Source organism: Amycolatopsis sp. NPDC024027, from assembly GCF_040638975.1.
GTDB lineage: Bacteria > Actinomycetota > Actinomycetes > Mycobacteriales > Pseudonocardiaceae > Amycolatopsis.
This window is the reverse complement of record NZ_JBEZYY010000001.1, coordinates 546,914-559,317: the sequence shown is the minus strand read 5'-3', so window position 1 is coordinate 559,317 and position 12,404 is coordinate 546,914. Positions and strand designations below refer to the sequence as shown.

The 12,404-nt window shown below is 72.9% G+C and carries 13 protein-coding genes; 7 read left to right on the top strand and 6 right to left on the bottom strand.

All coding sequences use genetic code 11. The annotated features are described in order from the left end of the window. Positions 1–12 precede the first annotated feature (12 nt). Positions 13–609, bottom strand: a complete 597-nt coding sequence (locus tag AB0F52_RS02695; RefSeq protein ID WP_086844978.1) for a TetR/AcrR family transcriptional regulator — start codon at positions 607–609, stop codon at positions 13–15. Positions 610–624: 15 nt separating this feature from the next. Beyond that, positions 625–2,124 carry a glutamate-cysteine ligase family protein gene (locus tag AB0F52_RS02690; protein WP_360163818.1) on the bottom strand — a complete coding sequence of 500 codons (1,500 nt, stop codon included), beginning with the start codon at positions 2,122–2,124 and terminating at the stop codon, positions 625–627. A gap of 210 nt (positions 2,125–2,334) precedes the next feature. Here AB0F52_RS02690 and AB0F52_RS02685 point away from each other — a divergent pair, with 210 nt between their 5' ends. Beyond that, a complete protein-coding gene (locus tag AB0F52_RS02685; protein WP_360163816.1) occupies positions 2,335–3,141 on the top strand; it encodes an RNA methyltransferase in 807 nt (268 codons plus the stop codon). A 31-nt stretch (positions 3,142–3,172) separates the two neighbouring features. After that, positions 3,173–3,784: a DUF2537 domain-containing protein gene (locus AB0F52_RS02680; protein WP_360163814.1), complete on the top strand. Its 612-nt coding sequence runs from the start codon at positions 3,173–3,175 to the stop codon at positions 3,782–3,784. Here the strand turns inward: AB0F52_RS02680 and AB0F52_RS02675 are convergent. Continuing rightward, on the bottom strand, positions 3,781–5,214 hold the full coding sequence (locus AB0F52_RS02675; protein WP_360163812.1) for a hypothetical protein: 1,434 nt from the start codon (positions 5,212–5,214) through the stop codon (positions 3,781–3,783). The two genes, AB0F52_RS02680 and AB0F52_RS02675, sit on opposite strands and share 4 nt — an antisense overlap. A gap of 40 nt (positions 5,215–5,254) precedes the next feature. Between AB0F52_RS02675 and AB0F52_RS02670 the strand changes: the two genes are divergently transcribed. Beyond that, complete coding sequence (locus AB0F52_RS02670) at positions 5,255–5,605, top strand: MmcQ/YjbR family DNA-binding protein (RefSeq protein ID WP_360163810.1); 351 nt, start codon at positions 5,255–5,257, stop codon at positions 5,603–5,605. 41 nt (positions 5,606–5,646) lie between these two features. Here the strand turns inward: AB0F52_RS02670 and sepH are convergent, their stop codons facing one another. The 3 genes from sepH to AB0F52_RS02655 all read right to left on the bottom strand — a co-directional run bounded on the left by sepH (position 5,647) and on the right by AB0F52_RS02655 (position 8,740). Continuing rightward, on the bottom strand, positions 5,647–6,492 hold the full coding sequence (gene sepH / locus AB0F52_RS02665) for a septation protein SepH (protein ID WP_360163808.1): 846 nt from the start codon (positions 6,490–6,492) through the stop codon (positions 5,647–5,649). 434 nt (positions 6,493–6,926) lie between these two features. Next, positions 6,927–8,081 carry an ATP-binding protein gene (locus AB0F52_RS02660; protein WP_360163806.1) on the bottom strand — a complete coding sequence of 385 codons (1,155 nt, stop codon included), beginning with the start codon at positions 8,079–8,081 and terminating at the stop codon, positions 6,927–6,929. Then, positions 8,078–8,740: a response regulator transcription factor gene (locus AB0F52_RS02655; RefSeq protein WP_103336683.1), complete on the bottom strand. Its 663-nt coding sequence runs from the start codon at positions 8,738–8,740 to the stop codon at positions 8,078–8,080. The genes AB0F52_RS02660 and AB0F52_RS02655 overlap by 4 nt, the downstream gene beginning before the upstream one ends. A 113-nt stretch (positions 8,741–8,853) precedes the next feature. On the opposite strand from AB0F52_RS02655, the gene AB0F52_RS02650 reads away from it, so the two are divergent. The 4 genes from AB0F52_RS02650 to AB0F52_RS02635 are packed head-to-tail and all read left to right on the top strand — an operon-like array spanning position 8,854 to position 12,369. Then, the gene (locus tag AB0F52_RS02650; RefSeq protein WP_360163803.1) at positions 8,854–9,393 is read left to right on the top strand and encodes a hypothetical protein; all 540 of its coding nucleotides are present in this window, start codon (positions 8,854–8,856) and stop codon (positions 9,391–9,393) included. Then, positions 9,390–10,484, top strand: coding sequence for a peptidoglycan-binding protein (locus AB0F52_RS02645; protein WP_360163801.1), 1,095 nt, complete (start codon positions 9,390–9,392; stop codon positions 10,482–10,484). Before AB0F52_RS02650 ends, AB0F52_RS02645 begins: the two co-directional genes overlap by 4 nt. After that, entirely contained in the window at positions 10,481–11,167 is a 687-nt protein-coding gene (locus AB0F52_RS02640; protein ID WP_360163799.1) for an ABC transporter ATP-binding protein, read from the top strand. The genes AB0F52_RS02645 and AB0F52_RS02640 overlap by 4 nt, the downstream gene beginning before the upstream one ends. Continuing rightward, entirely contained in the window at positions 11,164–12,369 is a 1,206-nt protein-coding gene (locus tag AB0F52_RS02635) for an ABC transporter permease (protein ID WP_360163797.1), read from the top strand. The genes AB0F52_RS02640 and AB0F52_RS02635 overlap by 4 nt, the downstream gene beginning before the upstream one ends. Positions 12,370–12,404 lie beyond the last annotated feature (35 nt).

The following is a 12,404-nucleotide window of genomic DNA, read 5'->3' as shown; positions in this document are numbered from 1 at the left end:
ACTTAGGCCACCCTAAACCGTCGCGCCGACCGCGCGCAGGACGAACCGCACCGCCGCCTCGACGACGTCCTCCAGCTGGTCGGCGGGTCCGTCGACCAGGGTCCGGTTGCCCAGCGCCGCGGTGATCATCGGGATCAGGACGTCCGGGTCCTCGGCCGGCCAGCGGCCCAGGTCGACGCCGCCGGCGAGGATCGCGCGCAGGCGGTCGGTGATCGGGTCGGCGTGCGCGCTGATGCGGCGGTACGCCGCCGGGGCCAGTGCCGACGCCAGCGCCGTGCCCGGTGGCATGTGGTACTCGGCCAGCACGCGCAGCTGCAGCCGCACGAACGTGGCCAGCTGGTCCACCGGATCCGCCTGGGCCTCGACGGCTTCGGTCAGCCGCGTGACGTACTGGGCCGCTTCGTCCTCGACGAAGGCGACGAGCAGGCTCTCCTTGTCGGGGAAGTGGTTGTACAGCGCCGTCCGGCCCACCCCGGCCGCCGACGCGACGCCGGCGAGGGTGATCGCGTCGAAGCCGCGCTCGTAGAGCTGCGCGCGCAGGACGTCGAAGACCCGGGACCGCACCTCGCGCCGGTGCGCCTCCAGCGACTCACCGAGAATCTTCGGCATCCGCCCAGGCTAGCGTCAATCGGCCACCGGCCACGTGTGCACCGGTTCGCCCGCCTCGGACAGCTCGAGGTAGCGCCCCAGCATCAGGCTGAGCGCCGCCTCGCGGTCCAGGCCGCGTTCCTGGGCGCGCAGGACGTAGTCACGCTGCCAGGTCGCGCCGGTCCGCCGCGCCAGGCACCGGCGCTCGATGATCCCGAGGTAGCGCTCGCGGGCCTCGTCGGAGACGTCGGAGCGGCGCAGGCCCTCGTGGGCCAGCGGCAGCAGCACGCGCAGCGCCAGCTCGTCCGGCGGGATCCAGCCGATGCCCGGCCAGTACAGCTGCCCGTCGAAGCCGCGCCGCGCGCCCGCGTAGAAGTTTTCCTCGGCGGCCTGGAACGACATCTGGCTCCACACCGGGCGTTCCGCCTCGGCCAGCGCGCGCTGGGCGCCGTAGAAGAAGGCCGCGTTCGCCACCGTGTCGACCACCGTCGGGCCGGCCGGCAGCACCCGGTTCTCCACGCGCAGGTGCGGCAGGCCGTCGACGACGTCGTACACCGGGCGGTTCCAGCGCCAGATGGTGCCGTTGTGCATGCGCAGCTCGGTGAGCTTCGGCGCCTGACCCGCGTCGAGCGCCTCGATCGGGTCTTCGGCGTCGGTTTCCGGGAGCAGGCCGGGGAAATAGCGGACGTTCTCCTCGAACAGGTCGAAGATGGACGTGATCCAGCGCTCGCCGAACCACACCCGCGGCCGCACGCCCTGGTTCTTCAGCTCCTCCGGCCGGGTGTCGGTCGCCTGCAGGAACAGCGGGATCCGCGTCTCGTGCCACAGCGCCTTGCCGAGCAGGAACGGCGAATTCGACGCGAGCGCGATCTGCAGCCCGGCCAGGCACTGCGCCGCGTTCCAGTGCGCGGCGAACTCCTCGGGCGCGACCTGCAGGTGCAGCTGGACGCTGGTGCAGGCGGCCTCCGGCAGGATCGACTCCGCGTAGCTGCGCAGGCGTTCGGGCTGCTGGCCCGGCAGCGGCACGCCTTCCATGGCGAGCACCGTGCGTTCGCCGCGGGCGGCGAAGATCTGGTCGTTCAGCGAGGAGTACCGGGTCTTGTTGGTGAGCCACTTCTGGTCGAAGTGCTCGTGCTTCAACGTCGGCAGGATGCCGATCATCGCCAGCGCCGAGCCGGTGTCACGCGCCTTCGTCGTCGCGGTGTCGAGGTACGCGCGGAGGTCGTCTTCGAGCTGGAGCGCGGAATCGCCCGCCAGCGGCCGCGGCGGGACGTTCAGCTCGATGTTGTGCTGGCCCAGCTCGGTGGTGAACGACGGGTCGTCGAGCGCCTCCAGCACCGCGGTGTTCGTCATCGACGGGCGCAGCTCGCGATCGACCAGGTTCAGCTCGACTTCGAGGCCGATGTTCTTGCGGGGGAACGAAAAACTGCCATCGGTGAGCATGCGGGCCAGCGTGTCCAGACAACGCTGGACCTTGCGGCGGTACCTTCCTCGGTCCAGCGTGTTGAACGACTGAGCCTCGAGGTCCATCCCCATGACCATCCCTGCTTCGTGTCGGCGTGGACTAGGACGTGTTTCAGGCCCCGGCGGACAACCGTTACACAGGCGATGCAGCCGGGCTAGCGGCCAAACTGGTGCACTCCGTCACGGTCAGTTAACCGAAAGCAAAATGGCGCCGTTCGCACCACATCACGGCGGACGTTCGGACGAGTGAGCCCCCCGGCAAGCGGGTGACAGACTGGGCGGATGGGCGTGATCCACATCGACCACTCCGGCGATCCCCGCGTCGACGATTTCCGCCACCTGTCCACTGCGGACCGCCGGCCCGACCGGCCCGGCGGGCGGGGGCTCGTCATCGCCGAAGGCACCGTCGTGGTGTCCCGGCTGGTGGCGTCCCGCTACCCGGTCCGTGCCCTGCTGGGCGTGCAGCGGCGGTTCGCCGAACTGGCCGGGGACCTGGCCGGGCTCGACGTGCCCCAGTACGTCGCCTCCGCGGAAACCATGGCCGAGGTGGTCGGTTTCCACCTCAACCGCGGGATCCTCGCCGTCGCCGACCGGCCCGCGCCGCTGACGGTCCCCGACGTCACCGGCGGCACCGGCCCGGTCGCCGTGCTGGAAGGCGTGGGGGACCACGAAAACCTCGGCGCGCTCTTCCGCAACGCGGCCGCGCTCGGCGTCGGCGGCGTGCTGCTCGGCCCCGGCTGTTCCGACCCGCTGTACCGGCGCAGCGTGCGCGTGTCGATGGGGCACGTCCTGCGCGTGCCGTTCGGGCACCTGACGGACTGGCCGGGCGGGCTCGACGACCTCCGGGCGCGCGGGTTCGCCGTCGCGGCGTTCACCCCGCGGCCGGGTTCGATCCCGCTGCGCGAACTGCGTGAGCACGCGCCCGGGCGAGTGGCGTTGCTCTTCGGCGCCGAAGGTCCCGGGCTGACCGAGACGGCGCTCGCGGCGGCTGATCATGCCGTCCGGATACCCATGCCGGCGGGAGTCGATTCACTGAACATCGCCACGGCCGCCGCCATTGCCTTCTACGAACTGGCCCGGGACGGCTAGAGTTTTGGTCTCCGAGGCGGAAAGGGGCACCATGGAGCTGCGGATCCGCGGCGAGCGCGCCGTGCTGGCCGGCCCGGGCGGGGAGCACGCGCGCGAGGTGGACCCGCACAAGCTCGCGATCGGTGCCGAACTGGCGCAGGCCCTGCACGAGTGGGCGCGCGTCGCGTCCGCGGTCACCGCCGACCCGGGGGCGGAGGCGGGCGCGGTGGTCTCGCAGCGTGGCCGCCAGCTGGCCGGCCGGCTGGCCTCGGTGATGGGCACGGCCGTGCGGTTCGTGGATCCGGTGACCGGGGCCGACACCGTCGTCGAGCCGCCCCCGCCGTCCACCGAACCCGGCCACCGGTTCGTCCGGGCGGTGCTCGGGCCGCCCGGCCCGCCCGGCGAGCCGACGCCGTGGCTGACCGGGCTGACCGTGTCGGCGTTCATCGCGGCCGTGGTCGTCGTCGCCATGCTGGCGCTGGCCTCGACGCTGGCCCGCGAGACCAGCGGCTGGCTCGCCCTGGCGGCGTCGGTGATCGTGACGGCCGGGATCACCCCGTCGCTGTGGCTGATCCGCCGCACCCCGATCCTGCGCTGGGCCGCCTACGGTGCGGCGGGCGGGGTCGTGATCGCGTGGATCGGCGTGCTGGTGATCGCCTTCTAGCGCAGCCTGGCGTAGGTCACGAGCGTGCCCTGGGCGCTGGTCGCCGTCTGGCTGCGGAAGAAGTAGCCGTGGAACGCGGCGATCTGGCGGACCAGTTCGGGGGAAACGCCGAACTGGCCGGTGAAGAACGTCACGCTGGTGCTGCCGTCGAACTCACCCGCCAGCCAGCCGACGCGCACGGAGCGGGGGAACGCCCGGAGCACCCACAGCAGTGGCGGCACCCCCAGCACGGTGAGGGCGAAGCCGATCGCGGCGATGCGCTCGTCGCCGGTCAGCGTCGCCGTCAAGAGCCCGCCGACGAAGCACAGCGCGGCCCACCCCGCGGGGGCGAGGAAGCCGGTGAACGACATCCGGAACTTCGGCGTGGGGACCGGCGATCCGCGCCGCAGCAACACGATCCGATCGGTGCTGTCGGCGAATTCCGCGGCGGGGAGCAGCCCCTCGGCACCGGCGATTTCGGCGATCCGGGCCGGCGTCAGCTTCGCGTGCCGGACGCTCACCCACAGCTCGTCGCGACCGTCGAGGTGGTTGCGCAGCCACTGTTCCCGGTCCGGCGACCCGGCCGGGACCTCGTAGGCCGGGATGACCCGTGGGGCCGGGGTGCCGAACACCAGGCCGGGGCGCGTCTTCCGGAACAACAGGTCGAGGTGGTTGCGGGTCGACTCGCACGGACCGGCGGAGAAGTAGCCGTAGAGCGAAGCGACTTCGCCGAGCAGTTCGGCGGACACCGACGGCGGCGGCAGCACGACCACCTGGGCACTGCCGTCGAACGGTTCGTCCAGCCACGGCATGCGCGGTGACCGGCCGGCGATCCCCCGGATCAGGAACTGCGCCGCCACCGCGGCGATCAGGTAGACGGGGATCAGCACGAGCGGCCACTTCTGCTCGGCGGTGGCCGCGACCCAGGTGCCCGCCGTCACCACGGCGATGCCGAGGACCCCGGCCAGGGTTTGGACCGTGCTCAGGTCGAGCCGCCCTCCGGTCGTGCGGGGCCGCAGTTCTTCGTCGGGCAGGCCGGTCCGCCGCAGCAGCAGGAGCCGGTCGGTCGGGTCGGCGGCTTCGGCGACCACGGTCATCCCGGCCGCCGCCGCGGCCTTGCCGATCTCGTCGCGGCCGAGCCGCAGCCGCCGCGAGCTCGCCCAGAACTGCTCCTGCGCGCTGAGCAGCTTCGCGAGCCGCCGCCGGTCGGCGTCCGTGCCCGGCCCGCGGTCGAACGGCGGTGGGAAGAGCCCGGGCGCGAACTCGAACCGCAGGGCCCCGGCGTGGCCGGTGGCGGTTTCGCGGTAGCGGCGCGAGTGCGCGGCCTGCCGGATGGTCGTCGGATCGAGGCCCCACTGCGCGGGCGCCACTTCGGCCACCGGGGCGCCGCTGAACGCGCGGTACCGCAGCTCGCCGAAGCGGACGAGCCAGGCCTGCTGGTCACCGTGCATGATCGATCCCTCCCTCAGCGTGACATCGTAGCCTGGCGGGATGGAGCAGCTGGACGCTTTGCGAAAGTTGTGCCTGGCCCTGCCGGAGACGACCGAGCGGCTCAGCCACGGAGAGCCGACGTGGTTCGTGCGCGGCAAGAAGACCTTCGTGATGTTCGCCGACCACCACCACGACGACGTGCTCGCGTTCTGGTGCCCGGCGCCGCCGGGGGTGCAGGAAGAACTGGTGCGCACCGAGCCGGACCGGTTCTTCCGGCCGCCGTACGTCGGGCACCGCGGCTGGCTGGGGGTCCGGCTGGACGTCGACGTCGACTGGGGCGAGATCGGCCGGATCGTGCGCGAGGCCTACCGGCTCGTGGCGCCGAAGACACTCGCGGCGCGGGTGGACTAGCGCTCCAAGGCCACCTCGGGTGGCCTTGGAGCGGTGGGGTCTCAGCCGCGCTGGGAGCGGACCCCGAGCAGCACGTCCTCCCAGGACGGAACGATCGGGTGGTTCTTCTTGGTCTTCGGTCGTGGCTCCGGTACCGCCGCGTCCTCGTCCGGGTCCGCCGGGACGCGCGGGATTTCGCGGGTGTCGTCGTCCGGGTCCGGCTCGGCCGACGGCAGCTCGGCGCGCTCCGGCACCACGGAATCCAGCGTCGGCTGGAACTCCGTCTCGCGGGCCGGCGCCAAGGCGCGGACCGTGCGAGGGGCGCGGTACGCGTTCGGATCCAGGAGGACCTCGGCGTTCTCGTCCAGCGCCGTCACCGTGCCGCCGTGCGCGCCCGGCGAGAACGCCCAGTGCGCCCGGTTGTCCGACCGCCCGGCCTTCCAGCGGAGCACCACGACCCAGCGGCCGTCGTCGCCCTTCCAGGAGTCCCAGGTGGCCTGCGAGTAGTCGTGGCCGCGCACGCCGAAGCTGTGCGCGACGACCTCACCGAGCGTCTGCACGTCGGGGCCGTCCTCACGGACCGGGTGGGCGCTCTGCGCCAGCTCGGCGGTCCGGGACCGCTCGAGCAGGACCGGGTAGGCGTAGCGCTCGACGCGCTGCGCCGAGACACCGGCGCCCGCGGCGACCTGCTCGACGGACTCGCCGGCCCGGATGCGCTGCTGGATCTCGCGTGGCCGCATCTGGCTCTCCAACTCGATTTCGATCTGGCCGAGGCGGGTGATGTCACCCCGCGCCGCCGCGCGCAGTCGCTCATCAGCCGGGAGCAGGAAACGAGTACGGCTCGCCGGGTCTTCGAGCACGATGGACTTCCCGTCCTCGTGCAGTCCGACCACTCGCAGCGCCCGCATTGTTCTCGCCTCCCCGATCTTCTTCACCGTTGTGGGTGCCCACGTTAGAACGGCGCGTCGGCTTGACGTGCGAGGCGCGCCGAGTCTGCACGGAACTGCCCACTGTTCATTTTGCGTCCTTCGCATCCTTGCTCAGGCAGGTCAGCGGCAAAGGGGTGACACGCCGGGCACGCAAAGTCACGATCGAGTGGATCAAGAAGGCGGTCGGCGCGGCGGGGCGGGGCGGCGGCCCGGCCGGGCCGAGTTCGGCCGCTGTAGGGCGGGGTTGGGCTGCGCCAGACGAGCTGGGCCGGCTGCGCTGCGCCCGGCGGGCTGCGCCAGGCGGGCTGGGGCAGGCGAGGCGGGGTGCTGGGACTTGGCGTGGTCGGGGTGGGGCCGGCCGGGCTCGGCTTCGGCGCGGTTGGCCCGGGTACGCAAAGTCACGATCGAGTGGATCAAGCAGGCGGCAGCCGGACCGTCACGGTGAGGCCGCCGCGCCGGCCGGGCTGGGCCTCCGCGTAGCCGCCGTGGGCCTGGGCCACCGAGCGGACGATCGACAGCCCCAGCCCCGCGTTGCGCGTGTCCCCGGTCCGCTCCGCGCCGGCCAGGCGCCGGAACGGCTCGAACAGTGTCGGTACCGCCTCGGGGGGCACCGGCGATCCCGAGTTCCGCACCTCCAGGGCCGGGTCGCCGCGGACCTCGACGTACGCCCAGCCGCCCGAAGCGTTGTACGTGATCGCGTTGACCACCAGGTTCGTCAGCAGCCGCTCGAGGAGCACCGGGTCACCCGCCACCGTCCGCGGGCGCAGCCGCGTCTCGACCGTCACCCCCGCCGCCGAAGCCTGGGCCGCGGTGGCCCGGACGACCGAGGCCGCGATCTCGTCGAGGCGCACCGGTGTCCGGGAGTGCAGCCCGCGGTCGCTGCGGGCCAGGACCAGCAGGCCCTCGATCATCCGCTCGCTGCGCTCGTTGGTGTGCAGCAGGTGCGTGCCGAGCTTGCGCAGCTCCGGCGGCACCTCCGGGTCGGCCATCGCCACCTCGATCAGCGTCCGCTGCACCGCCAGGGGCGTCCGGAGCTCGTGGGACGCGTTCGCGACGAACCGCTTCTGGCTGTCGAACGACTCCGCGAGCCGGTCGAGCATGCCGTCGAACGTGTCCGCCAGCTCCTTCAGCTCGTCCGGTGGTCCTTCGAGGTTGATCCGGCGGTCGAGCTTGCCCGCCTCCAGCCGGCGCGCGGCCGAGGTGATGTCGTGCAGCGGCCGCAGCGCGCGGCCCGCCATCAGCCAGCCGAACAGCACCGCCAGCGCCGCCGTCGCCACCAGCGCGATCGCCGAGCCGACCAGCAACGTCGACAGCGTCGAGGAGCGGTACTCGTCGAGCGAGCCGCGGAGCAGCTGCACCGCGACCCCCGGAGATCCTCCGATGGCCGTGCCGCCCTGGACGCCGTAGACGGCGTCGGCCGTCCCGATCGTCGTCAGCGCGGCGCGGGCGGGGTCCGGCAGCGTGCTCTGCACCAGCAGGTAGTTGATCACCACGAGGACCAGCCCGGCGAGCAGGAACAGCCCGCCGTACCAGGCCGTGAGCTTCGTCCGGACGGAAAGGCCGTTCACGGCGTGCCGAACCGGTAGCCGGCGCCCGGCACGGTCTCGATCACCGGCGGGTCGCCCAGCTTGCGCCGCAACGTCATCACCGCGACGCGCACCGCGTTGGTGAACGGGTCCGCGTGCTCGTCCCACGCCTTTTCCAGCAGGTCCTCGGCGCTGACCACGGCACCCTCCGCCCGCATGAGCACCTCCAGCACGGCGAACTCCTTCGGCGAGAGCAGCAGGAACCGCCCGTCGCGGGCGGCCTGGTGCCGCGGCAGGTCGAGCACGACGCCGTCGCGTTCCAGCACCGGCGGCAACGCCGGCCGCGCGCGCCGCGACAGCGCCTGGACCCGGGCGACCAGCTCGGCGAACGCGAACGGCTTCGTCAGGTAGTCGTCGGCGCCGAGGCCCAGGCCGGCGACCCGGTCGGTGACGTCGGCGGACGCGGTCAGCATCAGCACCCGCGCCTCGCCGCCCGCCCGGACCACGGCGGCGCAGACGTCGTCGCCGTGCACCTTCGGCAGGTCGCGGTCGAGCACCACGACGTCGTAGCCGTGCACGCCGACGCGTTCCATGGCCTGCTCGCCGTCGTAACAGACGTCGACGGCCATCGAAAAGCGCCGCAGCCCCTCCGCGACCGAGTCGGCCAGCAACCGCTCGTCCTCCACCACCAGCACCCGCACCCGCCCAGTCTGCGCAGGCGGGCCATAAGGAGCGCATAAGCGACGTCGCTTAGCGCGCCCGAATGCCCCGATCCGTAGACCTGGCACTCATCCGGACGAAAGGAATTCGAGCCATGCGGACACGGATAGCCGTCGCGGCGCTCGGGACGGCCCTGCTGCTCGGCGGTTGCGGCGCGAAGCCCGATGACGGGTCGAAGGTCGCTTCGATCTCGACGCCGCCGAAGTCGGGCGGCCCCGCCGCCGCCGACAACAGCGGCAAGAGCGACGAGGACAAGATGCGGGACTTCGCCAAGTGCATGCGCGAGCACGGCGTCGACATGCCCGACCCGAAGCCGGCCGGCGACGGCGGCGGCATGGCGATCACCTTGGGTAGTAAGGACGGCGACACCGCGAAGCTCGACGCCGCCCAGAACGCGTGCAAGCACTTCATGCCCAACGGCGGCGAGATGAAGCCGCCGAGCGCCGAGGACCTCGACAAGATGCGCAAGGAAGCCAAGTGCATGCGCGAGCACGGCGTCGACATGCCGGATCCCGATCCGAGCGGCAAGGGCGCGATGCGGATCGGCGGGCCGGGCGACGACCCGAAGAAGTTCGAAGAGGCCGCCAAGGCGTGCGGCATGGGCATGGCCGGCCGCTCCGAGGCGGGCAAGTGACCGACGTGACCCACCTCAAGCCGCGCCGCCGTGGCCGGACGCGCTGGTTCGTCGCGATCGCCGTCCTGCTCGTGGTGCTGGGCACCGGCTCCGTCGTGCTCCTGACGCGGGTGTCGGGCGCGACGTCCGTCGCGGAGGCGGCACCGCCCGCGGTCGAGACCGCGGAGGTGACCAAGACCGACCTGAGCGAGGAAGAGGAAGCCGACGGCACCCTCGGGTACGGCGACGAGTCGGTCGTCGGCGGCCGCAAGCCCGGCACCATCACGTCGCTGCCGGACGCCGGCGCCGTCCTGACCCGCTGCAAAGCGGTGTACGGGGTGGACGCGAAGCCGGTGCCGCTGTTCTACGGCACGCTGCCGTTCTACCGCGACCTCGCCACGGGCGTGGACGACGGCGCCGACGTCAAGCAGCTGGAGGAGAACCTCAAGGCGTGCGGCTTCGGCGGGTTCGGCACGCCGGACAAGAAGTTCACCGCGGCGACGGCGGCCGCGCTGAAGAAGTGGCAGAAGTCCCTCGGCCTGGAGCAGACCGGCGGGTTCGGCCAGGGTGACGTCGTGCTGGCCGCGGGCGAGCTGCGGGTGTCGGCCGTCCAGGCCAAGCTCGGCTCGCCGGCCCAGGGCGAGGTGCTCAAGACGACCGGCACCGTCCGGTCGGTGCAGGTGAAGCTCGACGCGGCCAAGCAGAGCCTCGCCCAGCAGGGCGCGAAGGCGTCGGTGACGATCAACGGGAAGACGACGCCGGGCACGATCACCGACGTCGGGCGGACCGCCGTCGAAGGCAAGGACCAGGCGGGCCAGGACGACGGCAAGCCGAAGATCACCGTGACCGTCCGGCTCGACGACCCGGCCGCGGCCGGCAGCCTGGACTCGGCCCCGGCGACCGTCCGGTTCACCAAGGACGTCCACCAGGGCGTGCTCGCGGTCCCGGTCGGCGCGCTGCTCGCCCTCGCCGAGGGCGGGTATGCGGTCGAGGTCGACGAGCACGGGCAACGCCGGCTGATCGCCGTCCGAACCGGACTGTTCAGCGGCGGGAAGGTCGAGGTCACCGGCATCGGCCTGGCCGCCGGCATGCGGGTGGTGACGACGTCGTGACACCCGTGCTGCGCGTGCACGAGGTCACGCGCACCTACCCCGGCGAGGTCGCCGCGCTCGACGGCGTCTCGCTCTCGCTGGAAGACGGCGAGATGGTGGCGATCGTCGGGCCGTCCGGGTCCGGCAAGTCCACCCTGCTGCACCTGATGGGCACGCTGGACCGGCCGTCGTCGGGCCGGGTGGAGCTGCGCGGGCACGACGTCGCCGCGCTGCCCGACCGGAAGGTCTCGGCGCTGCGGTCGCGCTGGATCGGGTTCGTGTTCCAGCAGTTCTTCCTCGACGAAGGGATGAGTGCGGTGGACAACGTGTGCACCGGCCTGCTCTACGCCGGGGTGCCGCGGCAACGGCGGCGCGCGCGGGCGCTGGCGGCGCTCGACCGAGTCAAGCTCGGGCACCGGGCGTGGCACCGCCCCGGCGAGCTCTCCGGCGGTGAACGCCAGCGCGTCGCGATCGCCAGGGCCGTGGTCAACGACCCGGCGATCCTGCTGGCCGACGAGCCGACCGGCAACCTCGACACCGGCACCGGCGCTTCGGTGCTTTCGCTGCTCGGCGAGCTGTCGACCGGCGGCACCACGATCGTCGTGATCACCCACGACCGCGAGATCGCGGCGGGCATGCCCCGCCGGATCGAGCTGCTCGACGGGCGCCTGCGCCTCGACACCGGCCTGGTGGGTGCGCGATGACCAAGGTGGCGCTGCCGGAGCCCGCCCGGCTGAAGCCCCCGGACGTCGTCGCGCTCGGCGCCCACGGCATGCGGACGCGGCCGGTGCGGGCGGTGCTTTCCGCACTGGGCATCGCGATCGGCGTCGCCGCGATGGTGGCGGTGCTGGCGATCCCGGCGTCCGGCGCGCAGGCCCTGCACGACCGGCTGGCCGCGCTCGGCCCCAACCTCCTCACCGCCGGGCCGGGCCAGACGCTGTTCGGCGACAACGCCACGCTGCCGGACGACGCGGTCGCGATGGCCCGGCGGATCGGGCCGGTGCGCGCGGCCGCGGGTACCGGGACGACGTCGGCGAGCGTCCGCCGCAGCGACAAGATCGCCCCGGACGAAACGTCCGGGCTGGCGGTGTACGCGGCGCGGCCGGACCTGCTCGGCGTGCTGGGCGGCAAGGTCCGGACCGGTGCGTTCCTGGCGACGGGGAACCAGGACTACCCGGTGACGGTGCTCGGCTCCCAGGCGGCGGCCCGGCTGGGCATCGACCACGTCGACCCGGCCCGGCCACCGCAGGTGCTGATCGGGACGCAGTGGTTCACCGTGGTGGGCATCCTCGCGCCGATGCCGCTCGCGCCGGAGATCGAGCGTTCGGCGCTGGTCGGCTGGGACGTCGCGAAGCGGCTGCTGGGATTCGACGGCCATCCGTCCACTGTGTACGTCCGAGCGGAAGAGTCCCAAGTGGACGGTGTGCGGACGGTGCTGGCGGCGACGCTGAACCCGCAGGCACCGAACGAGGTCCAGGTGCGGCGCCCGTCGGACGCCCTGGCGGCGCAGAAGCTGACGGACACGACCTACAGTGCGCTGTTCCTCGGGCTCGGCGGCGTCGCGCTGCTGGTCGGCGGGGTCGGGGTGGCGAACACGATGGTGATCTCGGTGCTGGAGCGGCGGCGGGAGATCGGCCTGCGCCGGGCGCTGGGGGCGACGAAACGGCAGATCCGCGGGCAGTTCCTGGCGGAGTCGGTGCTGCTGTCCGGCTTGGGCGGCCTGGCGGGGGTGCTGGCCGGAGTGCTCGTGACGGCGGGGTACGCGCTGAGCCAGGGGTGGCCCGCGGTGCTGCCGGCGGGTGCGCTGGCGGGCGGCGTCGGGGTCGCGGCGCTGGTGGGGGCCGTGGCGGGGGCGTACCCGGCGGTGCGGGCGGCGCGGCTCGCTCCCACGCGGGCGCTGGCCTGAGCGGAAGAGGGTGCACTGGACGCGGGGTGGGAGTT